The sequence below is a fragment of the Cupriavidus sp. UBA2010 genome (genome assembly GCF_002335265.1).
GTDB classification, from domain to species: Bacteria; Pseudomonadota; Gammaproteobacteria; order Burkholderiales; family Burkholderiaceae; genus Cupriavidus; species Cupriavidus metallidurans.
On record NZ_DDCI01000009.1, the window covers coordinates 251753 to 277245 of the forward strand.

At 64.9% G+C, this 25493-nt stretch carries 24 protein-coding genes; 11 read left to right on the plus strand and 13 right to left on the minus strand.

Annotated elements, in window-relative coordinates; all coding sequences use genetic code 11:
• Positions 1-72 precede the first annotated feature (72 nt).
• The 4 genes from B2246_RS04540 to xdhA are packed head-to-tail and all read right to left on the minus strand — an operon-like array spanning position 73 to position 6059.
• Positions 73-1137 (minus strand): adenosine deaminase, encoded by a 1065-nt coding sequence (locus tag B2246_RS04540; RefSeq protein WP_011515716.1) that lies wholly within the window; start codon positions 1135-1137, stop codon positions 73-75.
• A 44-nt stretch (positions 1138-1181) separates the two neighbouring features.
• The gene (gene xdhC / locus B2246_RS04545; RefSeq protein WP_008649778.1) at positions 1182-2180 is read right to left on the minus strand and encodes a xanthine dehydrogenase accessory protein XdhC; all 999 of its coding nucleotides are present in this window, start codon (positions 2178-2180) and stop codon (positions 1182-1184) included.
• Positions 2181-2199: 19 nt separating this feature from the next.
• On the minus strand, positions 2200-4551 hold the full coding sequence (gene xdhB, locus B2246_RS04550) for a xanthine dehydrogenase molybdopterin binding subunit (RefSeq protein WP_286879851.1): 2352 nt from the start codon (positions 4549-4551) through the stop codon (positions 2200-2202).
• Positions 4552-4562: 11 nt separating this feature from the next.
• The gene (xdhA, locus tag B2246_RS04555; RefSeq protein ID WP_035881654.1) at positions 4563-6059 is read right to left on the minus strand and encodes a xanthine dehydrogenase small subunit; all 1497 of its coding nucleotides are present in this window, start codon (positions 6057-6059) and stop codon (positions 4563-4565) included.
• 277 nt (positions 6060-6336) lie between these two features.
• Here xdhA and B2246_RS04560 point away from each other — a divergent pair, with 277 nt between their 5' ends.
• On the plus strand, positions 6337-7287 hold the full coding sequence (locus B2246_RS04560) for a LysR substrate-binding domain-containing protein (protein ID WP_008649783.1): 951 nt from the start codon (positions 6337-6339) through the stop codon (positions 7285-7287).
• Positions 7288-7351: 64 nt separating this feature from the next.
• Here the strand turns inward: B2246_RS04560 and B2246_RS04565 are convergent, their stop codons facing one another.
• Positions 7352-8206 carry an extracellular solute-binding protein gene (locus B2246_RS04565; RefSeq protein WP_008649784.1) on the minus strand — a complete coding sequence of 285 codons (855 nt, stop codon included), beginning with the start codon at positions 8204-8206 and terminating at the stop codon, positions 7352-7354.
• A gap of 142 nt (positions 8207-8348) precedes the next feature.
• Here B2246_RS04565 and B2246_RS04570 point away from each other — a divergent pair, with 142 nt between their 5' ends.
• From B2246_RS04570 to B2246_RS04600, 7 genes are all read left to right on the plus strand, one after another.
• Positions 8349-9446: a substrate-binding domain-containing protein gene (locus B2246_RS04570; protein WP_008649785.1), complete on the plus strand. Its 1098-nt coding sequence runs from the start codon at positions 8349-8351 to the stop codon at positions 9444-9446.
• Positions 9447-9542: 96 nt separating this feature from the next.
• Positions 9543-10139, plus strand: a complete 597-nt coding sequence (locus B2246_RS04575; protein ID WP_286879854.1) for a DUF4126 domain-containing protein — start codon at positions 9543-9545, stop codon at positions 10137-10139.
• Positions 10140-10262: 123 nt separating this feature from the next.
• Complete coding sequence (locus B2246_RS04580) at positions 10263-12752, plus strand: ABC transporter permease (RefSeq protein WP_008649787.1); 2490 nt, start codon at positions 10263-10265, stop codon at positions 12750-12752.
• Between the two features lie 15 nt (positions 12753-12767).
• Positions 12768-13211 (plus strand): group II truncated hemoglobin, encoded by a 444-nt coding sequence (locus tag B2246_RS04585; protein WP_017514476.1) that lies wholly within the window; start codon positions 12768-12770, stop codon positions 13209-13211.
• On the plus strand, positions 13198-13800 hold the full coding sequence (locus B2246_RS04590; RefSeq protein WP_286879862.1) for a DUF924 family protein: 603 nt from the start codon (positions 13198-13200) through the stop codon (positions 13798-13800). The genes B2246_RS04585 and B2246_RS04590 overlap by 14 nt, the downstream gene beginning before the upstream one ends.
• A 101-nt stretch (positions 13801-13901) precedes the next feature.
• Positions 13902-14612 carry a TetR/AcrR family transcriptional regulator gene (locus tag B2246_RS04595; RefSeq protein ID WP_008649790.1) on the plus strand — a complete coding sequence of 237 codons (711 nt, stop codon included), beginning with the start codon at positions 13902-13904 and terminating at the stop codon, positions 14610-14612.
• Positions 14609-15193 carry a TIGR00730 family Rossman fold protein gene (locus B2246_RS04600; RefSeq protein WP_008649791.1) on the plus strand — a complete coding sequence of 195 codons (585 nt, stop codon included), beginning with the start codon at positions 14609-14611 and terminating at the stop codon, positions 15191-15193. Before B2246_RS04595 ends, B2246_RS04600 begins: the two co-directional genes overlap by 4 nt.
• Positions 15194-15244: 51 nt before the next feature.
• Here B2246_RS04600 and B2246_RS04605 read toward each other — a convergent pair whose 3' ends face one another.
• From B2246_RS04605 to B2246_RS04640, 8 genes are all read right to left on the minus strand, one after another.
• A complete protein-coding gene (locus tag B2246_RS04605) occupies positions 15245-15742 on the minus strand; it encodes a diacylglycerol kinase (RefSeq protein ID WP_080709678.1) in 498 nt (165 codons plus the stop codon).
• Positions 15669-16787: a glycosyltransferase family 4 protein gene (locus tag B2246_RS04610; RefSeq protein ID WP_035881716.1), complete on the minus strand. Its 1119-nt coding sequence runs from the start codon at positions 16785-16787 to the stop codon at positions 15669-15671. The genes B2246_RS04605 and B2246_RS04610 overlap by 74 nt, the downstream gene beginning before the upstream one ends.
• 99 nt (positions 16788-16886) lie before the next feature.
• Positions 16887-17978 carry a UDP-2,3-diacylglucosamine diphosphatase gene (locus tag B2246_RS04615; RefSeq protein WP_411431788.1) on the minus strand — a complete coding sequence of 364 codons (1092 nt, stop codon included), beginning with the start codon at positions 17976-17978 and terminating at the stop codon, positions 16887-16889.
• 27 nt (positions 17979-18005) lie between these two features.
• The gene (locus B2246_RS04620; RefSeq protein WP_186426408.1) at positions 18006-19040 is read right to left on the minus strand and encodes an esterase/lipase family protein; all 1035 of its coding nucleotides are present in this window, start codon (positions 19038-19040) and stop codon (positions 18006-18008) included.
• The gene (locus B2246_RS04625) at positions 19037-19582 is read right to left on the minus strand and encodes an RDD family protein (protein WP_035881718.1); all 546 of its coding nucleotides are present in this window, start codon (positions 19580-19582) and stop codon (positions 19037-19039) included. Before B2246_RS04625 ends, B2246_RS04620 begins: the two co-directional genes overlap by 4 nt.
• Positions 19583-19677: 95 nt before the next feature.
• Positions 19678-20493 (minus strand): DUF3106 domain-containing protein, encoded by an 816-nt coding sequence (locus B2246_RS04630; protein WP_186426409.1) that lies wholly within the window; start codon positions 20491-20493, stop codon positions 19678-19680.
• Between the two features lie 3 nt (positions 20494-20496).
• Positions 20497-20934 (minus strand): DUF3619 family protein, encoded by a 438-nt coding sequence (locus B2246_RS04635; RefSeq protein ID WP_008643325.1) that lies wholly within the window; start codon positions 20932-20934, stop codon positions 20497-20499.
• Positions 20931-21497 carry an RNA polymerase sigma factor gene (locus tag B2246_RS04640; protein ID WP_008643326.1) on the minus strand — a complete coding sequence of 189 codons (567 nt, stop codon included), beginning with the start codon at positions 21495-21497 and terminating at the stop codon, positions 20931-20933. The genes B2246_RS04635 and B2246_RS04640 overlap by 4 nt, the downstream gene beginning before the upstream one ends.
• A 378-nt stretch (positions 21498-21875) precedes the next feature.
• Here B2246_RS04640 and B2246_RS04645 point away from each other — a divergent pair, with 378 nt between their 5' ends.
• From B2246_RS04645 to ilvC, 3 genes are all read left to right on the plus strand, one after another.
• Entirely contained in the window at positions 21876-23639 is a 1764-nt protein-coding gene (locus B2246_RS04645; protein WP_008643327.1) for an acetolactate synthase 3 catalytic subunit, read from the plus strand.
• Positions 23639-24130 (plus strand): acetolactate synthase small subunit, encoded by a 492-nt coding sequence (gene ilvN / locus B2246_RS04650; RefSeq protein WP_008643328.1) that lies wholly within the window; start codon positions 23639-23641, stop codon positions 24128-24130. The genes B2246_RS04645 and ilvN overlap by 1 nt, the downstream gene beginning before the upstream one ends.
• Before the next feature lie 137 nt (positions 24131-24267).
• A complete protein-coding gene (ilvC, locus tag B2246_RS04655) occupies positions 24268-25284 on the plus strand; it encodes a ketol-acid reductoisomerase (RefSeq protein WP_008643329.1) in 1017 nt (338 codons plus the stop codon).
• The last annotated feature ends 209 nt before the right edge of the window (positions 25285-25493 follow it).

A 25493-nucleotide genomic window follows, 5' to 3' on the forward strand; every position in this document is an offset into this window, starting at 1 on the left:
CGGGGCGGCCGGTGCCTCGCCCGTTCGGTATGGCAACGGGCGAAGCATCCGGCGTTCTTGGAATGCGCCCGGTCAGGTCGTGGTTGTCACGTTGGCCGTTGCGGGCGGGGATGCGGGCGTGGCCGACCAGAAGTGGTCGACTTCAGCCAGGAATTCGGCCTTCTGCACGTCCGGCAGGAAGGCCGCTTCAAAACTGTTGCGGGCGAGCTTGTGGGCATCGGCCGCATCAAGCGGGAGTGCGTCGAACGATGCCTCCCAGTTCGCGTTCATATAGCCGCCGAAATAGGCGGGGTCGTCCGAATGGAGCGTCACGGCCACACCGGCGTCGAGCAGGCGCTTCATCGGGTGATCGCGCAGGTCGGGATGGACCATCAGCTTCTGGTTCGACAGCGGGCAAACGGTCAGCGCCACGCGTTCACGTGCAAGGCGCTGCACCAGCGCCTCGTCCTCGATCGCGCGCACGCCGTGGTCGATCCGCTCGACCTTGAGGATGTCCAGCGCATCGGTCACGTACTGCGGCGGGCCTTCCTCGCCAGCGTGCGCCACCAGATGCAGGCCGAGTTCCTTCGCGCGGGCAAACACACGCGCGAACTTCTCGGGTGGGTTGCCGCGTTCCGAAGAATCCAGCCCCACGCCGACAAAGCGGTCGCGGTAGGGCAGAGCGGCCTCCAGCGTGGCCAGCGCATCCTCCTCGGACAGGTGGCGCAGGAAGCAGAGGATCATGCTGCTCGAAAAATCGTACTCGGTGCGTGCCTGAGCCAGTGCGTCGGCGATGCCGTCGATCACCGTGCCCATCGGCACGCCACGCGCGGTATGGGTCTGCGGGTCGAAGAAGATCTCGGCATGGCGGACGTTGTCGGCGGCGGCGCGCTTGACGTAGTCCATCGTCATGTCGAAGAAATCTTCTTCGGTCAGCAACACGCTGGCGCCGGCGTAGTAGATGTCCAGAAACGATTGCAGGTCCGTGAAGGCGTACGCGGCGCGTAGCGCTTCCACGTCCGGATAGGCCAGCTTGACGTTGTTGCGCTGGGCCAGCCTGAAGATGCGCTCGGGTTCGAGCGTGCCTTCGATATGCACGTGCAGTTCGGCCTTGGGGGTACGGCGGATCTTGTCCGCCAGCGCGGCATCAATGGTCATGGGGCCTCTTGTCTTATGGCGGCAGCCGGATCACGGCTGCCCGGTTACGGATGCACCGCCTCCCGCCGGCTGGCGGCCAGCGCAGCTGCGCGCTGGTCGCGGACCTGGAGCAGTTGGGCGACGATGGCTACCGCAATCATAGCCGGTGCCTTGTCCGTGATGCCGGAGACTCCCATGGGACATGTCATTTCCGGAAAGCGCGCGGCGTCGATGCCGTGCTCGGCCATCCGGTGTTCGAACTTCGCGCGCTTGGTCTTCGAGCCGATCAGGCCGAAGTAAGCGAAATCGGTGCGGCGGAAGATCCGCTCGCAGAGGGTCTGGTCGAGCGCATGGCTGTGCGTCATGACCAGGAAATAGCTGCCTGCCGGGGCCTGGTCGACCACGGCTTCTGCCGTATCGGTCGCTTCGGCCTCGATGTTCTCGGGCAGGCCGGCGGGGAAGAGCGTGTCGCGTTCGTCGACCCAGTGCACGCGGCAGGGCAACGTGGCCAGCACCTTGACCAGCGCGTGGCCGACATGCCCCGCGCCAAACAGCACGACGTGCATGTCGTCCGGCACGAGCGTGTCGATCCAGCTGTCATCGGCGGCAAGTTGCACCGACGGCAACAGGTCGCGGCTGGCTTCCGTGCGAACCGCTCCGGTCACCGGTACATGCCGCGCGAGTGCCTTGCCGGTCGCGAAGGCCGATTCCACCGCGTCGAGCCAGGCCAGATCGTCATGGGTCAGCACTTCAAACGCCAGGCGCACGACGCCGCCGCAGCATTGACCCAGTGCGGGCCCAAGCGGAATACGCTCGATGCGGCGCTGCTCCCCGTTTTCGCCCTTTGCGATCATCTCTCGGGCGATGTCCATGCCGCGCCACTCCAGGTGGCCGCCGCCGATCGTGCCAACCAGGTCGTCGGCCGTCACCAGCATGCGGATGCCCGCCTCGCGCGGCGCGGAACCCTTGACTTCGACGATGGTGACCATCGCCACGGGCACGCCGGCGCGCACCCAGCGGGTGGCGTCGGCGAAGCGGAACGGTTTGAGGGGGGCGTCCTGCATGATCGGTCCTGGTATTGCGTCAGGCGGAAACAACGGTGGCCTGCACGGCCTCCACGGCGTCGAGGATCGCTTCGCTGGTGGCGGGCGCGCGCAGCGGCGGGTTGACCTTGTAGTCGCCCACCGCAGCAATCGCATCGCGGATCGCGAAGAACACCGAGAACGGCAGCAGCAGCGGTGGCTCGCCAACGGCCTTCGAGCGATGGATGCTGTCCTCGACGTTTCGGTTCTGGAACAGCCGCACGTTGAACTCTTCAGGGCAGTCGTTGATCGTCGGGATCTTGTAGGTCGAGGGCGCGTGCGTCATCAGCTTGCCGTTCTGGTTCCACCACAGTTCTTCTGTGGTCAGCCAGCCCATGCCCTGGATGAACGCGCCTTCCACCTGGCCGATATCGATGGCCGGGTTCAGCGACTTGCCGGCGTCGTGCAATGCATCGGCACGCAGCAGCTTCCATTCGCCGGTGAGCGTATCGACCAGCACTTCCGAGCACGCTGCGCCGTAGGCGTAGTAATAGAACGGGCGACCCTGCAGCGCCTTCTGGTCCCAGTGCAGCTTGGGCGTGGTGTAGAAGCCGTCGGACCACAGCTGCACGCGGGCCACATAGGCTTCGCGGGCCAGATCACCGAACGACTGGCGCAGCTCGCCAGCCACCACGAGGTCGTCGCCGAAGCGCACGTCTTCGACGGGCACGCCGGCCTTGCGGGCGGCGAACGCGGCCAGCCGCTCGCGGATCTGGCGGGCGGCGTCCTGCGCGGCCTTGCCGTTCAGGTCGGCGCCGGTCGATGCGGCGGTTGCGGACGTGTTGGCTACCTTGCTGGTGTCCGTAGCGGTCACGCGCACACGTTCCATGCGGATGCCGAGTTCGTGCGCCACGACCATCGCCACCTTGGTGTTCAGGCCCTGGCCCATTTCCGTGCCACCGTGGTTCACGAGCACCGAGCCGTCGTTGTAGACGTGCACGAGCGCGCCGGCCTGGTTGTAGTGGGCCACGTTGAACGAGATGCCGAACTTGACCGGCGTGATGGCGATCCCTTTCTTGAGGATCGGGCTGGTCTCATTGAACGCGCGCGTGGCGGCGCGGCGGGCCTTGTATTCGCTCGATGCCACGAGTTCGTCGATCAGCTCGTGGATGACGTTGTCTTCGACGGTCTGACCATACGGCGTGACGTTGTTGTCCGTCTTGCCGTAGAAGTTGGCGCGGCGCACGTCGAGCGAATCCTTGCCCACGTTGCGCGCGATGTTGTCGAGGATGTACTCCACGGCGAACGCGCCTTGCGGGCCGCCGAAGCCGCGGAACGCGGTGTTGCTCTGCGTGTTGGTCTTGCCGCAGTAGCCGTCGATCTGCACGTTCGGCAGCCAGTAGGCATTGTCGAAGTGACAGATCGCGCGCGTCATGACCGGACCCGACAGGTCGGCCGAGAAGCCCGCGCGAGACACCATCTCCACGCGCACGCCTTCGATGCGGCCGGCGTCATCGTGGCCGACATCGAAGTCGAACACGAAGTCGTGGCGCTTGCCGGTGATCATCATGTCGTCGTCGCGATCTGGACGCAGCTTGACCGGGCACAGCAGCTTCCACGCGGCCAGCGACGCGCAGCACGCGAACATGGCCGACTGCGATTCCTTGCCGCCGAAGCCACCGCCCATGCGGCGGCACTCCACCAGCACCTGATGCGCGTGCCAGCCGAGCATGTGGGCCACGTGATGCTGCATTTCGGTCGGGTGTTGCGTCGAACACCAGACGTGCATGCCGTCGTTTTCGCGCGGCACGGCGTAGGCAATCTGGCCTTCCAGATAGAACTGCTCCTGACCGCCCAGGTGGATCTTGCCAGCGTCGCGGTGGATGGCCGCGTCGATGTGGCGGGCAGGTTCGCCGCGCTTCAGATGCATCGGCGGCAGCACATAGCTGCCTGCGGCGTGCGCGGCCTCGGGCGACAGCACGGGGGGCAGGTCTTCGTACTCGATGTCGGCCAGACGGGCGGCGCGGCGTGCCGCGTCATGCGACGTCGCTACCACGATGAAGATCGGCTGACCGATGAACTGAACGACGTCCTTCACCAGGATCGGGTCGTCATGGATGATCGGGCCGCATTCGTTGGCGCCAGGAATGTCGTCGACGGTCAGCACCGACACCACGCCGGGCGCCTTGCGCACGCGTTCGAGACCGATCGACTTCAGGCGCGCATGGGCGCGCGCGCTCATGCCGAGCGCGGCGTGCAGCGTGCCAGCCAGCTCGGGAATGTCGTCGGTATAGGTGGCGGTGCCTGCCACGTGCAGGTGGGCCGATTCATGCGGGCGCGAGATGCCCACTTGCGGCGCCGATTCGGCGGCGACGCTGGCGTCGAGCAGGAAAGGTTCGGTTTGCTTGTTCATGCAGGCTTTCCTCAGGCGCTCACGGTTTCACCGGCGCCGATGGCGCGGACGTTGACCATGGCGGCGGGCAACGCGCCGTCGCGCGTTTCCAGCCAGAAGCGATAGAGCAGGTTGGCAGCGCCCCGGCTGCGATAGTCGGCAGTGGCGCGCATATCGGTCAGTGGCGTGTAGTCCTGGCCCAGCGCCGCCATGCCGGCGCGTGCGGTGGCCTCGTTCCAGGGCTTGCCGGTCAGCGCATCCTCTGCCAGCACAGCCCGTTTCGGGGTGGCGGCCATGCCGCCGAAGGCGATGCATGCTGCCGTGACGATGCCGTTCTCGACCGTGATACCGAACGCGGCGCACACGGCGGAGATATCCTCGTCAAAGCGCTTGGACAGCTTGTACGTGCGGAAATGCTGCGGCCCTTGCACCGGCACGCGCAGTCCGGCGACGAATTCGCCTTCGACCATGGCCGTCTTCTGGTAGGCCAGGTACAGGTCCTCAAGCGGCATCACGCGGCGGACGTCGCCGCGTTGCAACACGACTTCCGTGCCCAGGGCAATCAGCGCCGGCATCGAGTCACCGATCGGCGAGCCGTTGGCAATGTTGCCGCCCAGCGTGCCGGCATTGCGGATCGGCAGGGAAGCAAAGCGCTTCCACAGTTCCTCGAGCTCCGGATGGGCGGTGTTCAGCGCGGCATAGGCTTTTTCCAGCGTCACGGCGGCACCGATTTCGATGAAGCCGTCGCGCTCGGCGATCTGGTTCAGATCTTCCACCTGACCGACGTAGAGCAGGTTGCCCAGTTCGCGGAACTGCTTGGTTACCCACAGGCCGACGTCCGTGCTGCCGGCCAGGATGCGGATGTTCGGCTCGGCGGCCTTGATCGCGCCGAATTCGGCGGCCGTGCGCGGGGCGTAGAAATGCTGGCCGCGCGCGTTGTAGTGGAACGTCTCGCCGCGCTTCAGGCTGCGCAGCGTGTCGGCGATCTGGCGGGGGTCGATGCGGTCGGCCTGCGGCGCGGGCAGGGCCATCATGCGCTGGCCGGCGTCGACGATCGGGCGATAGCCGGTGCAGCGGCAAAGGTTGCCAGTCAGGGCGTCGCAGATGGTCTGGCGCGGGGGCGGCTCGCCACCCGGGGTGTGCTGCTGGTACAGCGCCCACAGCGACATCACGAAGCCTGGGGTGCAGAAGCCGCATTGCGAGCCGTGGCACTCAACCATGGCTTCCTGCACGGGGTGCAGCGCGCCATCTGCCTGACGCAGGTCCTCGACCGTGATCAGGGCCTTGCCGTCGAGCGTGGGCAGGAACTGGATGCAGGCGTTGACGGCCTTGAATTCGACATCGCCGCTGTCCTGCAACTCGCCGATCACGACAGTGCAGGCGCCGCAGTCGCCTTCGGCGCAGCCTTCCTTGGTGCCGGTACAGCGGACATCTTCGCGCAGGTACTGCAGCAGGGTGCGCGTCACGGGGGCGTCGGATACTTCCTGGACCTGGCCGCGGTGGTAGAAGCGGATGGTTTGCGTCTCCATGATCTTCTCTCTTTCGGGGATGGCGGAAACATAGCACTGGCCCTTTGACGCAATATTCGGCCCATGTGATATGCCCCATCAACGCGCGCATCCGGCGGCGGCCCGGCCGGAGCCGCGCCAGTCCACGGGCCGTCTGGCGGCGATCTACGGGTCTTCCCGTAGATCGTCCGGACGGTGTGCCGGATTTGACCGTTTCGGGGGTGGCTGTCTTACACTATGCGCCGTTCCCATCCCCCACGCCACCCACGCCAAGCCATATGGCGGGCTGGCACCTGCCATGCACGGACGCGACCATCTCGATACATATTTACTGCGGGTGCTTCACACACTGCTGACCGAGCAGAGCGTGACGCGCACCGCCGTGCGCCTCGGCCAGTCGCAGCCCGCCATCAGCAACACGCTCAAGCGGCTGCGCGAAATCACCGGGGACGCCATTCTGGTGCGCGGCAAGAGCGGCATGGTGCCCACCGAGCGCGGCCGCGAACTACTACTGCTGGCCGAGCAGAGTCTGGCCGCGATGGATCGCATCGCCCGTCCCCCGCAGCAGTTCGATCCGGCCACCACCACGCGGACGTTCCACCTCGGGGCGCCCGACTATCTTGACGCGTTCTTCCTGCCGAATATCGTCGAGCGCGTGCGGCGGCTGGCGCCGGGCGCGAAGCTGTTCGTCCACCCGATGACGCAGTCGACCGACTTTCTGGATGCGCTGGAGCAGGGCCACCTCGATCTCGTGGTCGGTAACTGGCTGTCGCCGCCCGAGCATCTGCATATCTCGCCGCTGTTCGATGACGAGGTTGTCTGCATGCTGGGCGCGCAGCACCCGCTGGCGCGTCACGGGCTGACGCTGCGCCACTACCTGGAAATGCCGCATCTGGCGCCGGCGCCGTACGCGTCGATGCAGCGCAGCATGATCGACCAGGCGCTGGCGGAGCAGGGCTACAAGCGGAATATCCAGGTCACGCTGCCGTATTTCGGGCTGGTGCCCTACGTGCTGATGAAGACGGACATGGTGTTCACCACGGGCCGGCAGTTCGCCGCGCATTACGCGCAGTACCTGCCGATCCGCATGGTGCCGTCGCCGGTGCAGTTCCCACGCATGCGCTTCTACCAGCTCTGGCACGAGCGTTGCCATGCGGCGCCGGACGTGATGTGGATGCGGCGGATGATTGCCGAGGTCGCGACGGATCTGCCACAGCTTCCACGGCTGGAGGCCACCGGGGCGGGCTGAGTCCGGCGCCCCCGTGGTTATGCCGGGACTTCAGCGCCGTCCCGGCTCCGGTTGCGTCGCCTGGTTACTTTGCCTTGTAGTCGGGGAAGAAGAGTTGTTCGCCCTCGACCTTGTAGCTGGCAATCGCGTCCTGGCCTTCCTTCGACGTGACCCATTCGACGAACTTCATCGCGTCGGCGTAGTTGATGCCGGGGTGCTTGGCCGGATTCACGGCGATCACGCCGTACGGATTGAACATCTGTGGGTCGCCCTGTAGCACGATGGCCAGGCCCGTCTTCGCGCGATACGCGCCGTAGGTAGCTCGGTCGGATAGCGTGTAGCCCGGGAGCTGGGCGGCCATCGTCAGCACTTCGCCCATGCCGAGCCCGGCGCTGACGTACCACGGCTGGCCCTTGGGCTCGATGCCAGCCTTCTTCCAGTAGTCCTTCTCCATCACGTCGGTGCCGGAATTGTCACCGCGCGAGATGAACTTGCTGCCGCTGCCGGCCAGCTTCTTGAATCCGGCGATGACGTCCTTCCCGCCCTTCAGGTTGGCCGGATCGTTCGCGGGGCCGACGACGATGAAGTCGTTGTACATCACGTCCCGACGGTTCACGCCGTAGCCGGCCGCGACGAATTCGTCTTCCATCTTGCGTGCGTGCACCAGCAGCACATCCACGTCGCCCATCTCGCCCATCTTCATGGCCTTGCCCGAGCCGACGGCGATCACCTTCACGTTGATGCCGGTTTTCTGCTCGAACTTCGGCAGCAGGTACTTGAGCAGCCCGGAATTCTCGGTGCTCGTGGTTGTGGCCATTTTCAGATCGGCAGCATTCACTGCGCCATATGCTGTCGAGAGCACAATGAATGCCAGCGCGGCCGTCGTGGCGGGTGAGGTGAGAAACCGGCGAATTGGGCGGGGAAGACGGCGATCAGACATGTGCAATTCCTTCTCTTATGTTTTCGGAAACACAATTGCCATAGCGACGATGCTTCATGGAGAATGCGCGAATCGTCGTGGAAACCGAGGCACACGATTGTCAATGAGCCTGTAGGCCTCGTAAATATGCAAGGCGAAACATATGACCTTCCGCTTTGACCTGTTCCCGGTCATTGCCGCCGATGACAACCCCCGCGCCAACGGCAAGGTGTTCCAGCTACTCAAGGCCGTGCGCGAAACGGGGTCGCTCCATCGGGCGGCACAGGAAATCGGACTTTCCTATCGTCATGCCTGGGGCGTGATGCGCACCTGGGAAGAGATGCTCGGCCGCTCGATGCTCGACATGGAGCGCGGGCGTGGCGCATCGCTGACGCGCTTCGGCGAACGGCTGCTACGGGCCGAACTGCGACTGCGCGAGACGATCGATCCCGCCGTGCAGAAGGCCATGGCCGATTTCCTGACCGATCTCGATGAGGCCGCACGGCCTCAGACCGTGCTGCATTTCTCCGGCAGCCACGACCCGGCCGTGGAAACGCTGGCCGCCGCGCTCAGGGAAACGCCGGCGCCGCTGCAACTCGATACCGTGTTCTGCGGCAGCGTGGAAGGGCTGGTCTGCCTGCAGGAGCGGCAGTCGGAACTGGCTGGCTTTTATGTCTCGCCGATCCAGACCGCTGGTTCGGTGGCGCATGTGACACTGCGCAAGTGGCTGCGGCCGGCCACGGTGCGGCTGGTGCGGCTGGCGTGGCGCGAGCAGGGCTTGATCGTGGCGCCGGACATGGCGCGCGAGATCCGCGACCTGCGCGATCTGGCTCGCACCGGCGCGCGCTTCATCAACCGCCAGCGGAGTTCGGGCACGCGGATGCTGTTCGATCAGTTGCTGGCCACGCAGGGGTTGTATCCAGATCAGATCACCGGCTACGACGATCCCGAGTTCAGCAATGAGAAGGTGGCCGAAGCGGTGCACTCAGGCCGCGCGCAGGTCGCCTTTGGCCTGCGCATGAACGCTGAAGCGCACGGCCTGGCATTCGTCCCGCTAACCCGCGAGGCCTACTATCTGGCGCTGCGCAAGAACGACCAGACCGCGCCGTGGGTGACCGCGCTGCTGTCGCTGATTGCCGACCCGGCCTTCGCGCGACGCATCGAGCAACTTCCGGGATACACGGCGGCGGAACCGGCAGGCATCCTGACGCCGCAGCAGGCGTTGCCCTGGTACGGCGCGGACGGCAAGGAAGGGGCTTGATCCGGGCCTGAGAGGCGCCTGGGCGCAGGCGTATTACACTCTTCGCAAGTCCGCAGCGACAAATAGCGATAAACCGCGACAAACGCGAGGAGTGCAATGCTGGAAACCGCCGCGCTGGCCGCAGGCATGTCCTGGGCCAGCGGCATTCGTCTCTATCTGGCCGTGCTGACGGCTGGTGTGCTGGCCCGCCTTGGCTGGCTCGACCTGCCGTCAGGCCTGCACGTGCTCGAGTCCTGGTGGGTGATCGGCATTGCCGGCGCGATGGCCGCGGCCGAGTTCGTCGCGGACAAGGTGCCGGGCTTCGATACGGTCTGGGATGGCATTCAGACCTTCATCCGCATTCCCGCCGGGGCGATCCTGGCTGCCGCCGCATTCGGTCAGCTCGATCCCCAATGGATGGTGGCGGCCGGCCTGATCGGCGGCACGCTTGCCGGCACCGCCCACGCGACGAAGGCGGGCACGCGGGCATTGATCAATGTGTCGCCCGAACCATTTTCGAACTGGGTGGCCTCATTCACCGAAGACATCACCACGGCCGGCGGGCTGCTGCTGGCGTTCTTCCTGCCCGTGGTATTCCTGATCCTGCTGGTCCTGTTCCTGATCACTGCCGCATGGCTGCTGCCGAAGCTGTGGCGTGGCGTGCGGCGTCTGCACGCCGGGCTGCGCGGCAACGCGGACAACCAGCGCCCCTAGTGTCCCTATTGTCCCTAGCGCGCCGATACACCGATAGATAACCTGAACCGATCGCCGATGTCTGCCGAAACGACCGTCCTAGCTTCTCAGCCGCGTTTTTCCGCCTGGCGGCAAGCCTTGCGCATGGCCCGCCGGGACTGGCTGGCCGGGGAACTGACACTGCTGTTGTTCGCGCTCGTGCTGGCCGTGGCGGCGCTGACCAGCGTGGGCTTTCTGGCGGACCGGATGCGTCTGGGCCTGGAGCGCGACGCGCGGCAGATGATCGCGGCCGATGTGCTGTTGATCTCCGACCAGCCATTCGACGCGGCTTTCGCCGAGCGCGCGCAGCATGATGGACTCCGGGTGGCGCAGACTGTCACGTTCCCGAGCATGGCCACGGCGCGCGTGAAAGGCGCGCCCGAACATGCCGAGGCACCGAGCCAGCTGGCGGCGCTGAAGGCGGTGACCGGCGACTATCCGCTGCGCGGCCGGCTCAAGGTGGCCAGTGCGCCGGGCGGCGCCGAGACGGTGGCGGAGGGCATTCCCGCCCCGGGCAAGGTGTGGGTCGACGAAGCGCTGCTGATCGCGCTCGGCCTGCATGTTGGCGACAGCCTGCAACTCGGCAGCAAGACGTTCTATATCGACCGGATCCTCACGCAGGAACTCGATCGTGGCGCGGGATTTATGAACTTCGCGCCGCGTGTGTTGTTGCCGCTGTCCGACCTTGATGCGACGAAGCTGATCGGCTGGGGCAGCCGTGTGACATACCGCTTGCTCGTTGCGGGATCCGATGCGGCAGGCGAGGGGTATCGGAAGTGGGCAACCGACGAAATCCAGCGCCGGCATCTGCGCAATACGCGCGTGGAGTCTCTGGAATCGGGGCAGCCGCAGATGCGTGCCACGCTCGATCGCGCCGAGCGTTTCCTGTCGCTGGTGGCGGTGCTGTCGGCGATGATCGCGGCGGTTGCCATCGCGATGTCCGCCCGCCGCTACATGCAGCGCCACACCGATGCCTGCGCGGTCTACAAGTGCCTGGGCCTGTCACGCCGGCAGATCCTGACCGCTTTCGCGATCGAATTCGCGCTGCTCGGCCTCGGCGGCGCGGTGGTGGGCGTGGTGCTGGGCTACCTGGCGCACTATGGATTGCTGATGTCACTCGGCGGGTTGCTGCAGGTGTCGTTGCCGCATCCGTCGGCGGTGCCCGCGCTGATCGGCGTGGCCGCGGGGCTGGTATTGCTGGTGGGCTTTGCATTGCCGCCGCTGCTGGCGCTGACGCGTGTGGCGCCGTTGCGTGTGCTGCGACGCGATATCGGCGTACCGCCCGTGTCCGTCTGGGTGGCCTATGCGCTCGGGCTCGGTGCTTTCGTGGCGCTGCTGCTCGTGGCGGCGCGCGACCTGAAGCTCGGGATGACCACGGCTGGTGGGTTTGTTGGCGCAGGTATCGCGTTTGCGGTGCTGGCGCTGGGCCTGCTGCACCTGCTATCGCGCGTGATGCGTGGCCGCGCGCGCGGCAATGTCGGCTGGCGCTTCGCGCTGGCCGTGCTCGAACGCCGCCGTGGCGTGACCGTGCTGCAGACCGTTGCGCTTGCCGTCGGGCTGATGGCGCTGTTGCTGCTGGGTATGACGCGCAACGACCTGATCGATTCCTGGCGCAACGCCACGCCGGCCAATGCGCCGAATCGCTTCATCATCAATATCCAGCCGGATCAACGCGATCCGCTGCAAGCGATGCTGGCAAAGGATGGCGTGGAAGATCTGCTCTATCCGATGGTGCGCGGCCGCCTGACGCAGATCGGCAGCCGGCCGATCCAGGCCGAGAGCTACCCGGAGGGACGCGCGCGCAATCTGGTGGAGCGCGAGTTCAACCTGTCGTACATGGACCGGCTTCCCGAAGGCAATCAAGTCACCTCGGGCCGCTGGGACGAAGGTGGCGCGTCGGTGGAAGAGGGCATCGCCAAGACGCTACATATCCAGCTTGGCGACACGTTGCGGTTCGATGTGGCCGGGCAGACCGTCGAGGCACCCGTTACGTCGCTGCGTAAGCTCGACTGGGGCTCGATGCGCGTGAATTTCTTCGTGATTCTGCCGACGGCCAAGATGCAGGGCTTGCCCGAGACCTACATCACCGCGTTCCATCTGCCGCCCGCCAAGGCCGCGCTTGGCAATCAGCTTGCCGCTGCATTCCCGAACATCACAGTCGTGAACACCGACTTGATCCTGCGGCAGATCCAGCAGGTCCTGGACCAGGTGATTGCCGCCGTGGAGTTCCTGTTCGTCTTCACGCTGCTGGCTGGCGTGACCGTGCTCTATGCGGCGCTATCCGGTGCGCGTGACGAGCGCAAGCGCGATGCCGGGCTGCTCAAGGCGCTAGGCGCGTCGGCGGCGCTGGTACGCCAGACCCAGTACGCGGAATTCCTCGTGGTCGGCGGACTGGCGGGGCTGCTGGCCAGCGTCGGCGCGATCGGGGTGGGTTGGGGCCTGTCGCAGTACGTGTTCGACTTCCCGTACCGATTCAACGTCTGGATCGTACCGGTCGGCGTGGTTTCTGGCATGATCTGCGCTTTTGCGGGCGGCTGGCTCGGTTTGCGCGAGGTATTGCGGCAACCGGCGCTGGCGACGCTGCGCGACGTCTGATTTCCCTGTATCGCCATGAGCACCGAATCCACCAACCCGCCCGACGGGCAGTCCAACCAGCCCGAGGAGCAGCGGGAACAGATTACCGCGTACGAACTGATCGGCGGCGAGGCGCGCGTGCGCGAACTGGTCGATCGTTTCTACGACCTGATGGACCTGGAGACGGAGTTCGCCGGCCTGCGCGCGCTGCATCCGCACTCGCTGGAGGGTTCGCGCGACAAGCTGTTCTGGTTCCTGTGCGGTTGGCTGGGCGGGCCGAATTACTTTATCGAGCGCTTCGGCCATCCCCGCCTGCGTGCGCGCCACCTGCCGTTCGAGATCGGCACCAGCGAACGTGACCAGTGGATGCGTTGCATGGCACTGGCGATGCAGGACGTGGGGCTGTCGGAAGATCTGCAGATGCGGCTGATGCAGGCGTTGTTCCAGACTGCGGACTGGATGCGCAATGTCCAGCGATAACCGGATGCCGGCGGCCGCGCAGACCGTGCTCGATTTCTGGTTTGGCTTGCCGGGTGCGCCGGAATGGAACATTTCGCGGCGCGAATGGTTCACCAAGTGCGTGAACTTCGATACCACGGTCCGCGGGCGCTTCCTGTCGTGCTGGCAGGCCGCGCATGACGGCGCCGAGGACGACTGGTCCGTGACGCCGGAGGGCGCTTGCGCCCGGATCGTGCTACTCGACCAGTTCCCACGCAATATGTTTCGCGGCGATCCACGCAGCTTCGCCACCGATGGCAAGGCACTCGCGGCGGCACGCCGGATGCTGGACCTTGGTTGGGATCGCCAGTTGCGCACGCGGTGGCACCGCATGTTCTGCTACTTGCCGTTCGAGCATGCGGAATCGCTGGATGCGCAGAACATCGCGGTGCGGGAGATGATGGCCCTGCGCGACGACAGCGGCGGGGAAGTCGATGTGGTGGAGTGGGCCGAGAAGCATCGCGACGTCATCGCGCGCTTCAGCCGCTTCCCGCACCGCAACGCCGTGCTGGGCCGGGTGAATTCGGATGCGGAAGCCGCGTATCTGAAACAGCCAGGCTCGTCATTCTGAGCATCGACGCGCAGGTGCGGTTCTCGCCGCACGCCCGGGGGAAGCCTCGGACGCTATGCTTATAATCGCAACTCTGCCGATACAAAGTCGTTCCAACGCCCATGGAAGCCAAACCGCAAGCCGGTCCCCGTCGTACCCGGGATCGCATTCTCGACGTCTCGCTGCGCCTGTTCAATGAACTCGGCGAGCCCAACGTCACCACGACGACGATTGCGGAAGCCATGGAAATCAGTCCTGGCAATCTCTATTACCACTTCCGCAACAAGGACGACATCATCAATTCCATCTTCGTGCGCTTCGAGCAGGAGATGGAGCGTCGCCTGAAAATGCCGGAAGACCACAAGGCCACATTGGGGGAGAGCTGGGGCTATCTGCAGTACATGTCCGAGTTTCTGTGGAACTACCGTTTCCTGTATCGCGACATCAACGACCTGCTGGCGCGCAACCGGATGCTGGAGACCAACTTCAAGCGCATCGTCGATCAGAAGAAGCGCTTCGCGCTCGAGATCTGCCGCCAGTTCCAGGAGGATGGCGACATGGACGCCACGCCGGAACAGGTGGACGCGATCTGCACCAACATCGTCGTGATCGCCACGTACTGGCTGTCGTTCCAGTTCGTGCAGCACCCGCGCCAGTACAACGACCCCGAACAGATTCGCGGCTATCTGCATGGGTCGAGCTATCACATCTTCTCGATTCTCGCGCCGTACCTGCGTGGCAAGGCGCGTGAGGCATTCGACCAGCTCGCGCGCGAGTACGCGGCGCAGAAGGCCGCGGCGGATGCCGCAAAGCTTGAAAAGGACAGAAAGTGAAGTCGGTTTGCGTTTATTGCGGGTCGAGCCCAGGTTTTCGGCCCGAGTACGCCGAAGCAGCGCGAGCGCTTGGGCAGGCCATGGCGGAGCGGGGTCTGGCTCTGGTCTATGGCGGGGGCAATGTAGGCCTGATGGGCATCGTGGCCGATAGCGTCATGGCGCATGGCGGTGCCGCCATCGGCATCATTCCGGAAGCGCTGATGCAGAAGGAGGTTGGTCACCGAGGCCTGACCGAGCTTCACATCGTGCGCAACATGCACGAGCGCAAACAGATGATGGCGGATCGCGCCGATGCGTTCATCGCCATGCCCGGCGGCGTTGGCACGTTCGAAGAGCTGTTTGAAACGTTCACGTGGGCGCAGCTCGGCTACCACGACAAGCCTGTTGGCCTGCTCAACGTAGCGGGGTTCTACGACGGTATGCTCGGGTTCCTGAAACACGCCGTAAGCGAGGGCTTCCTGAAGCAGGTCCATGCGGACATGTTGCACGTGTCCACCGAACCGGTGGATATGCTCGCCCGCCTGGCGGCGGCGCCGCGCGTGCATGTCGACAAGTGGCAGGAAGGCCGCGAGAAGGCCTGACCCTCCGCTCCCGGGATGCTGGCCGACTGGCCGGTTGGCCGATCTGGCTGATCAGTTGAACAGCATCCCCACCCACCGCACCACGTGCGGTCCCGCGATGGCGGCCCACGTGCCGCCACACAGGATCAACGCCAGCATCACCGCCGCGCTGCCGAAGTCCTTGGCGCGCTTGGACAGGCTGTGCCGTTCCAGCGAGATCCGGTCGATCGCGGCTTCCACGCTCGAGTTGAGCAGTTCCACGATCAGCACCAGCAGCAGCGTGCCCAGCAGCATCACGCGTTCGACGACCGTTGCCGGAATGACGAACGCGCACGGCGTGAGGATCACTACCAGCGTCAGTTCCTGACGGAACGCGCTTTCTTCCAGAATCGCGTAGCGCAACCCCGACGCCGAGTTGATTGCCGCGTGCCAGGCGCGCGTCAGCCCCCGATTTCCCTTGTGTGGATTGCTGGCGATTGAATATTCGGACTCGACTTCAGCCGCCATGTGAGCGGCCGTCGGCCGGTGCAGCGACGGATCGGGCGGTAGCGTTTGATGAGGCTTGGCCATGATCTGGGGCGACTGGGGGCGCTGAGTTGTCGGTTCCGCCCGTGCCTGTTGGCAGCGGACGCAAATGGGTGAGGAACTGCTCGGATGCGGCGCGCCACGAGAACTTCTCCGCGTGGGCGCGTGCCGTTGCGCGGTCGATGCGCAGGGCTTCCAGGCAGGCCTCTCTCAGGTCTTCGTGCATCACGCCGGCCGGGCTGTTGCCGAGCACGTCGATCGGCCCGGTGACAGGGTAGGCCGCCACCGGCAGCCCGCTTGCCAATGCTTCGAGCAGGACCAGTCCGAACGTATCGGTGCGGCTCGGAAACACGAAGACATCTGCTGAAGCATACACCTTTGCCAACTCGGGCTGCTTGAGCACGCCGAGGTAGTTCGCCGACGGATAGCGCGCCTTAAGGCCGGCCAGCGCGGGGCCATCGCCCACCACCCACTTCGAACCTGGCAGGTCGAGTTGCAGGAATGCCTCGACGTTCTTTTCCACCGCCACGCGGCCCACGTAGAGGAAGATCGGGTGCGCGGTGTTCAGGACGTTCGCCCGTTGCGCGGTGAAGACATCGAGATCGACGCCGCGCGTCCACAGCACGCCGTTCGTGATGCCGTAATCGTGCAGATCCTTGAGCACCACGGGCGTTGGCGCCATCACCGCACGCGCGGAGCCATGGAACCAGCGCAGAAAACGGTAGGTCCACGCCAGCGGAATGCCGAAGCGCGCCTGCACGTACTCCGGGAAGCGCGTGTGGTAGGCCGTGGTGAAAGGCAGGTCGTGCCGCATCGCGTAACGGCGCGCGGCCAGACCAAGCGGCCCTTCGGTGGCGATATGGAGCGCGTCGGGACGGAACGCGTCGATGCGACGGCGCACCTTGCCCGAGGGCAGCAACGACAGCCGGATCTCGGGATAGGTCGGGCAGGGGATCGTCTGGAATTCGAGCGGCGTGATCAGGTCCACGGTGTGACCCATGGCTTCGAGCTCGCGGCGGGTGGATTTCAGCGTGCGCACCACGCCGTTGACCTGAGGTTCCCAGGCGTCGGTGACAATCAGGACTCTCATCGAATCTCCTTGCTCAGGTGCGTTGTTGTTGTGACGAGCGGGCATCGCGCGCCATTCATGCAATGGCGCGACTGCCGGGGGCGGGTGGTAAGGCAAGGATCAGGCAGCCAATTCGGCCGTGCGACGGCGGCGGCGGCCTGCGGGAATCGGCGGATCGAGCAGCGTGGTCCAGTAGACGATTTTCAGTTCGCCTTCCATGGTCTCCACGAGGGCGGACAGGCTTTCCACCCAATCACCGTCGTTGCAGTAGAGCTGGCCATCGACATCGCGGATCTCGGCCTTGTGGATGTGGCCGCAGACCACGCCGTCGCAGCCGCGCCGGCGGGCTTCGTCGACCATCGCGTGCTCGAACGAATTGATGTAGCTCACCGCGTTCTTGACCTGATGCTTCAGGTATTGCGAGATCGACCAGTAGTCGAATCCGAGCCGCGCGCGCACGCGGTTGAAGTGGCGGTTCAGCGCGAGGATCATCGTGTACGCCGAATCGCCCAGGTAGGCCAGCCACTTCGCGTGTTGCACCACGCCGTCGAACAGGTCGCCATGCACAACCCACAGGCGCTTGCCGGTGGCGGTCACGTGGACCGCGTCCTCGCGCACCGTGATGTCACCGAATGCCATGCCGTCGAACTGGCGCGCCACTTCGTCATGATTGCCCGGCACGTAGATGACGTCGGTGCCCTTGCGTGCCTTGCGCAGCAGCTTCTGCACGACGTCGTTGTGGCTCCGCGGCCAGTACCAGCCCCGACGAAGCTGCCAGCCGTCGATGATGTCGCCGACGAGATAAAGCACGTCAGATTCGTTGTGCTTGAGGAAGTCGAGCAGGTATGTGGCCTGGCAACCCGGCGTGCCCAAATGGATGTCGGACAGCCAGATCGCACGGTAGCGGTGCGTGGGATGCTCCACGGGCGGCGTGGGCGTGGAGCTGGGTTCGTTGGGGACGCGCAGGGTGTCGCGAGAGGTGTCGCTGTTGTCGCCGGCGTTGCCAGTATTGCCAGTGTTGCGGGAAAGGGCGGCAGTCAGGTCGGCCGGTGTCGGCATGAATGCCGCGAGCGCGGCTGACAGCGGTAGCGTGGCGTCAGGCTTGCCGCGCAGTCGCAGCGCGACATTCGTCAGACGTCCGCGGGCAAATCGGATTGCTTGAATCATGGCGGCCCCGGTATCGGCGATGGCTGCATTGAGCCAGTGCGTCATGACGGAGCCGTGACGGAAACATGAATGTCACATGAACCTTGCCGAGGCGTCTCCGTGGGGCAACGGGAGGGCCGAGTCCGATGTCGAAGCGGGTTGTTTTCGCAGTGTCGCGAGGCCATCCAGCGTGGCCTGCACCGCCCGTGGATCGCGCAGCAGCGAGACGTGCCCGATCCCGCTCAATGGGATATGGCGCGCGCCCTCGAGCCAGGCCGTGTGGGCCGGGCCCGCGATCGAGTCGTGCCAGCTGAAGACCGAGATCATGCGACTGCGCATCGCGGGGCTCTCCGCCTCAGCCAGGGTCGTCAGCCATGGGCTGGCCCACCGCATCTGACGGGCGTTCGTTCCCGCGCCGAAGGTGGCCAGCGGGCAGCCGCGATGCGGGCTGCCAAGCGTCACGATGCCGGCGCAAGGTACGGTTTCTCCTGCTGTATCGGCCATTACCTGTGCCGCGCGGGCTGCCAGCCCGCCCATGCTGTGGCAGACCAGCAGCGGCGGGTAGCCGGTGCGCGCGTGGAGGTCGCGCATTCGTACGAGCAGGGCGGCGGCGTAGTCGTCGATATCGCCGAGCACCGGCGTCAGGTCGATGCCCTCGCAACGGTAGCCGGCACCGGCAAGCGCGGGAGCCAGGTCGAGCCAGACCGCGTGATTGCAGCCATAGCCGTGGACCAGCAACACAGTGGGGGTATCAGGCAGCGGATCGGTTGGCTGCGCGAATGTCAGCCGCGACCGGAATGGCTGCAGCCAGTCGAACATCCGCAGGACCGCGCGGCACTCGGCCAGATAGCACGACACCGCGTGGCGCCAGCTCAGCGGCCTTGGGGCAGGAATGTCGTCAGGCCGTTGCGGCCGGGCCGAAGCGGGAACGGCGAGCCCGGCCTGGGTCACTAGAAAGGCGATCGCGACGCCGATGCCGAAGGCGACCAACGCGCCCGCGATGCTGGCCAGAATCGCCGCAGGCCATGACCAGTCCGCCCCGGCGGCAAGTGCCGCCGCGAGCCCGCCGACTGCCGCCGCCTGCACGACGACAGCGATGCGGCGCAGCGCGGCGGCCGTCAGGTTCATGGTTTCGATGCGGGCCGCAGGTCAACTAGCCGGGTGCCGGCCAGGCGGTCATGTAGAAACTGCCGGCGCGGGTCGAGCCAGGCCAGCGAGATCCAGATCAGCAGGCCAATCGCCAGTACGCCAATGAACGGGCCCTTGGTCAGCCCGAGCGCATGGCCGACCGTCGCGGCCGGAGGCAGCCACAGCCATGCCAGTGCGTAGCGAAACAGGGCTTGCGGCCACCGGGGAGGGGTACCGGCCATTGTTTCGAGCCGGATGCGCCAGGTCTGCATGGCCAGGGTCTGGCCGCTCCGTTGCCAGAACCAGGAGAAATAGAAGGCCAGGACTAGGAACATCCAGGCCTGATCGACATATGGGCGGTCGAGCCCGATCTGTTGCAGCAACGGCCGTGCAACGATGTACACCGCGCTGGCGGCCATCAGCACGCCGAACAGCAATACGCCTTCATAGAGCATGCAAAGCAGGCGGCGGCGCAGCGGCGGTGTGCGTGGCATCGGATTGGAAGCGGGCTGGGCAGAAACGGCAGGCGTGGCAACTGGCATGGCGCAAGGCGTGAGCGATAAGCAGCCATTATGCCAAACGCGTCGAGCGCGACGGCTCAGGCGCGGTCTGGCGGTCAGCGCAAGATGGCTGGCCGTTACTGGCGCGGGGTGTCGGTGGTGTCGAAGGTGGTGGCCGCTTCGCCGGTTACGGGAGGCGAAAGCGCGGGCGGGGCCGCCGGCGCGGGTGCCGTGGCGGCGGGCGCGGCAGGTGCGGAAGCTGCGGAAGCTGCGGCGACTGCCGCAGCCGATGCAGACGACAGCGCCGGGGTAGCCTGGGCCGCGGATGCCGGGCCGGCTACGGCTGCCGCGCCGCTGGCAGCCTTTTTCTCAGGTCGGAGTTGTCGGCTGGTATCGGCCGGTGGGCGCTTGCCCGATGGCAGCGCGCTCACAGTCCCGGGCCGGCGCGGCACCTTCTCGGCTGCGGCTAGCTTCTTTTTCTGTTCTTCCGGAAGCTGCTGGTACCGATCCCATGCCTCTGCCTTCTTCTCGGGCGGCAGCGTGCGCGTGATCTGGTAATTCTCGCGCGCCAGACGGCGTTGCTGCGGGGTCAGCTTGACCCATTCGGCCATCCGCTCCTGCAGGCGTTTCTGTTCCTCGGGCTTGAGCTTCGGATAGCGCTCGGCGATGCGTTCCCACTTGTGCCGATTCAGTTCCGGCAGTGTTTCCCAGATCGGCTGGAGTGGGGCGAGCGCCTGCTGGTGTGCGGGCGGCAGCTCGAGCCAGGTCGGATGCGCATTGGTGATCGGACGCGGCGCGGCCGGCTGGCTGGCGGCAGGGTTCTGCGCTTGAACCGCCGATGTGGCAAAGCCGCCGCAAAGCGCGGCGACAAGTGCAGCGACGGCGGGGCCGGCAGCCCATAGTCTGGCAACCCGGCGGTGGAAGGCGTCGGCGAGGTGTCTTGCGCGGGCCATGTCTTATTGCCCGCGCTTCAGGTACACGTGGAAGCCCTGGTCCGCGTATGCCGTCGGAGGCAGGTCGTCGAGCAGCATCGCGGTATCCACGTCGGCGAGTTCCTCGACGCGCTTCTGCTGCTGCCAGTGGTAGATGCCGATGAGTCCGGCGCCGAGCGCCACCAGCGTCCAGACGAGCGCGAGCTTGCGCAGCCATGCACCGGCACGGTGCAGTGGCGTGTCGTCTTCTTCCTCGAAGGCGTAGCCGTGGTGGCCGCCTGGCAGGGCAAGTTGCGGCACATGCGCCCGCACTTCGGCTTTCTTCGCGGCAAGCGCCATGCGCCGCGCGGCGGCGAGCCGTTCGGCAACGTCCGGCGGCAGTGCATCCGCCGAGGCATCAAGTGCCAGGCGAATCTCGTGGGCGAAGCGCCGCTCCTGGATATCTCGTTCGTTTCTGCTCATAGTCGGACCCCCCGCGCGCGCAAGGCTTGCGCCAGAGTATGCGTTGCACGGGAACAGTGCGTCTTGACGCTGCCCTCGGAGCAGCCCATCACGGCTGCTGTTTCGGCTACATCCATATCCTCCCAGTAACGCATCAGGAAAGCCTCGCGTTGACGCGTGGGCAGACGCTGGATTTCCTGCTCGATGATATGCATGACCTGCGCGCGTTCGACCTTGTCGGCGCTGCTTTCTGCCATCTCGGTGCCGGCTTGGGCCTCCAATGTGTCGAGCAGGTCGCTATCGTCGCCATCGCGCTCGTCGCGCAGGTTCGAAAAAAGCGTCACCCAGGTGTTGCGCACCTTCTGGCGACGGAACCAGTCGTGGATTGTGTTCTGGAGGATGCGCTGGAACAGCGGCGGGAGTTCTGCGGCAGATTTGTCGCCGTATTTCTCCGCCAGCTTGATCATGGCGTCCTGCACGATGTCCAGCGCGGCTTCGTCGTCCCGCACGGCGAACACGGCCTGCTTGAAGGCGCGTCGTTCCACGCTGGCGAGAAAGTCGGAGAGTTCCTGATCGGTGGCCATGCAGGCAAATACAGCAGTTGGGCGCGGGGGCCGGGCCGAATGTGCCGCCTAAGTCCTGCGGCACCTCTGAAATGTCTGCGATGCTAGCAAAAAACACATGGACTCTGCCACTGCTGTATGCAAGTGCAGACATCATCGCAATCAACCAGTCACCGGCCGTTGTGCCGCCGCTGCATGATTCCAGTGATTTGATGTGAATTGCCCATAGACCGCAGTGGTGCATTGCAGTATCATCGAAGGTTCACGACATCAGTGGTTGTCTCATCGGACCGCTTATGAGGCGGTCTTCTCATGCAGACGCGCACCGCTTGAACCCGAGCCAAAAGCCCGGCAGAGAGCATCCAAACAATTTTTTGCCGAAAATTGCAAAGGACTGAAATGAACATGCCCAGCGCGGAATTTTCCCACGCCGATAGCAATTCATCCTCCGCTCGCGAAATGATCGGAGCGGAAATCCTCGTCAACGCACTTGCCGAAGAAGGCGTCGAATACGTCTGGGGTTATCCCGGCGGCGCAGTGCTCTATATCTACGACGAGCTCCACAAGCAAACCAAATTCGAACATATCCTGGTGCGCCACGAGCAGGCCGCCGTCCATGCCGCTGACGGGTACGCCCGTGCGACCGGCAAGGTGGGCGTTGCGCTGGTGACCTCGGGTCCGGGCGTGACCAATGCCGTGACCGGCATCGCCACCGCCTATCTGGATTCGATTCCGATGGTGGTGATCACCGGCAACGTGCCGACCCACGCGATCGGTCAGGATGCGTTCCAGGAATGCGACACCGTTGGCATCACGCGCCCGATCGTCAAGCACAACTTCCTCGTGAAGGACGTGCGTGACCTTGCTGCCACGATCAAGAAGGCGTTCTTCATTGCCGCCACCGGCCGTCCCGGCCCCGTGGTGGTCGATATCCCGAAGGACGTGTCGCGCAACAGCTGCAAGTACGAGTATCCGAAGTCGATCGACATGCGCTCGTACAGCCCGGTGAACAAGGGCCATTCGGGTCAGATTCGCAAGGCCGTGGCGTTGCTGCAATCGGCCGAGCGCCCGTACATCTATTCGGGCGGCGGCGTGGTACTGGCCAACGCAAGCGAAGAGCTGCGCGAGCTGGCTGCGCTTACCGGCCATCCGGTCACCAATACGCTGATGGGCCTGGGCGCGTTCCCCGGCACGAGCAAGCAGTTCGTTGGCATGCTCGGCATGCACGGCACGTACGAGGCCAACATGGCCATGCAGAACTGCGACGTGCTGATCGCCATCGGCGCCCGATTCGATGACCGCGTGATCGGCAATCCGTCCCATTTCACCGCGCAGGCCCGCAAGATCATCCACATCGACATCGACCCGTCGTCGATCTCGAAGCGCGTCAAGGTGGACATTCCCATCGTTGGCAACGTCAAGGACGTGCTGCAGGAACTGATCTCCCAGATCAAGACGAGCGATATCAAGCCCAAGCGCGAGGCCCTGGCCAAGTGGTGGGAACAGATCGAGAAGTGGCGCTCGGTGGACTGCCTCAAGTACGACCGCAGTTCCGAGATCATCAAGCCGCAGTACGTGGTGGAAAAGATCTGGGAACTGACGCACGGCGACGCATTCATCTGCTCCGACGTGGGCCAGCACCAGATGTGGGCCGCGCAGTTCTACAAGTTCAACGAGCCGCGTCGCTGGATCAATTCCGGTGGCCTCGGCACGATGGGCGTGGGCCTGCCGTACGCAATGGGCATCAAGAAGGCATTCCCGGACAAGGAAGTCGTCACCATCACCGGTGAAGGGTCGATCCAGATGTGTATCCAGGAACTGTCGACCTGCCTGCAGTACGACACCCCGGTCAAGATCTGCTCGCTGAACAACGGATATCTGGGCATGGTGCGCCAGTGGCAGGAAATCGAGTACGACAATCGTTACTCGCATTCCTACATGCAGGCATTGCCCGACTTCGTCAAACTCGCCGAAGCCTATGGCCACGTGGGGATGCGCATCGAGAAGAGCTCCGATGTGGAACCCGCATTGCGCGAGGCTTTCCGACTCAAGGACCGTACCGTGTTCCTGGACTTCCAGACCGACCCCACTGAAAACGTGTGGCCGATGGTTCAGGCTGGCAAGGGTATCTCCGAAATGCTGCTTGGCGCGGAGGACCTGTAATGCGACACATCATCTCGGTCCTGCTGGAGAATGAACCCGGCGCGCTGTCGCGCGTGGTGGGCCTGTTTTCGGCACGTGGATACAACATCGAGACGCTGACGGTGGCACCCACCGAAGACGCGTCGCTGTCGCGGATGACCATCGTCACCACCGGTTCGGACGACGTGATCGAGCAGATCACCAAGCACCTGAACCGTCTGGTGGAAGTGGTCAAAGTGGTGGACCTGACCGAAGGCGCGCACATCGAGCGCGAGCTGATGCTCGTGAAGGTGCGTGCCGTAGGCAAGGAGCGCGAGGAAATGAAGCGCACCGCCGACATTTTCCGTGGCCGCATCATCGACGTGACCGAAAAGACGTACACCATCGAGCTGACCGGCAACGGCGGCAAGCTGGATGCGTTCCTCGATGCCATCGACCGCACCGCGATCCTGGAAACCGTCCGTACCGGCGGTTCGGGAATCGGCCGCGGCGAGCGCATCCTGAAGGTCTGACCGGCGCCCCCGGCAGCTACCGGCCAAAAGCCGACACGCAGTATCCCGAAGCAGCGCAGCGCGCTCAGTCCAGAATTGGCAAACGCGCGCTTCGCCGCCACCCAATAAGCAGATTTTGAGAAATTGAAGGAACCATCATGAAAGTGTTTTACGACAAGGACGCCGACCTCTCCCTCATCAAGGGCAAGAACGTCACCATCATCGGCTACGGCTCGCAAGGCCACGCCCACGCGCTGAACCTGAAGGATTCGGGCGTGAACGTGACCGTTGGTCTGCGCAAGAGCGGCGCGTCGTGGAACAAGGCCGTGAACGCCGGCCTGCAGGTCAAGGAAGTGGCCGAGGCAGTGAAGGGCGCCGACGTGGTCATGATCCTGCTGCCGGACGAGCAGATCGCCGACGTGTACAAGAACGAAGTGCATGCCAACATCAAGGATGGCGCCGCGCTGGCCTTCGCCCACGGCTTCAACGTGCACTACGGCGCCGTGATCCCGCGTGCCGACCTGGACGTGATCATGATCGCCCCGAAGGCCCCGGGCCACACCGTGCGTTCGACGTACGCGCAAGGTGGCGGCGTGCCGCACCTGATCGCCGTGCATCAGAACAAGTCCGGCGCTGCACGTGACATCGCTCTGTCGTACGCTACCGCCAACGGCGGCGGCCGCGCCGGCATCATCGAGACCAACTTCCGCGAAGAAACCGAAACCGACCTGTTCGGCGAGCAAGCCGTGCTGTGCGGCGGTACCGTCGAGCTGATCAAGGCTGGCTTCGAAACGCTGGTGGAAGCTGGCTACGCTCCGGAAATGGCCTACTTCGAGTGCCTGCACGAGCTGAAGCTGATCGTCGACCTGATCTACGAAGGCGGCATCGCCAACATGAACTACTCGATCTCGAACAACGCCGAGTATGGTGAGTACGTCACCGGCCCGCGCGTGGTGACCGAAGAGACCAAGAAGGCCATGAAGCAGTGCCTGAAGGACATCCAGACCGGCGAATACGCCAAGAGCTTCCTGCTCGAGAACAAGGCTGGCGCCCCGACGCTGATTTCGCGCCGTCGCCTGACCGCCGAGCACCAGATCGAGGAAGTGGGCGGCAAGCTGCGCGCGATGATGCCGTGGATCGCCAAGAACAAGCTGGTTGACCAGTCGAAGAACTAAGCAGTACCGGGCGAAGCAGGGCGCCGTGGCGCCCTGCGCACCCTGGAAGCCGCCGGGCTTTCCGCCAGATCCTGTGTTGCAGGAGACATTTTGGCGGGGGCCGGGCGGCTTTTTGCTATCCTTGTCGGGCTTTTCAGGCCCAGGCCTGATCTTTATCCCTATCTTTCAGTCGCGGCGCCTCCTGCCCGCGCAAACCACCGAACATCTTC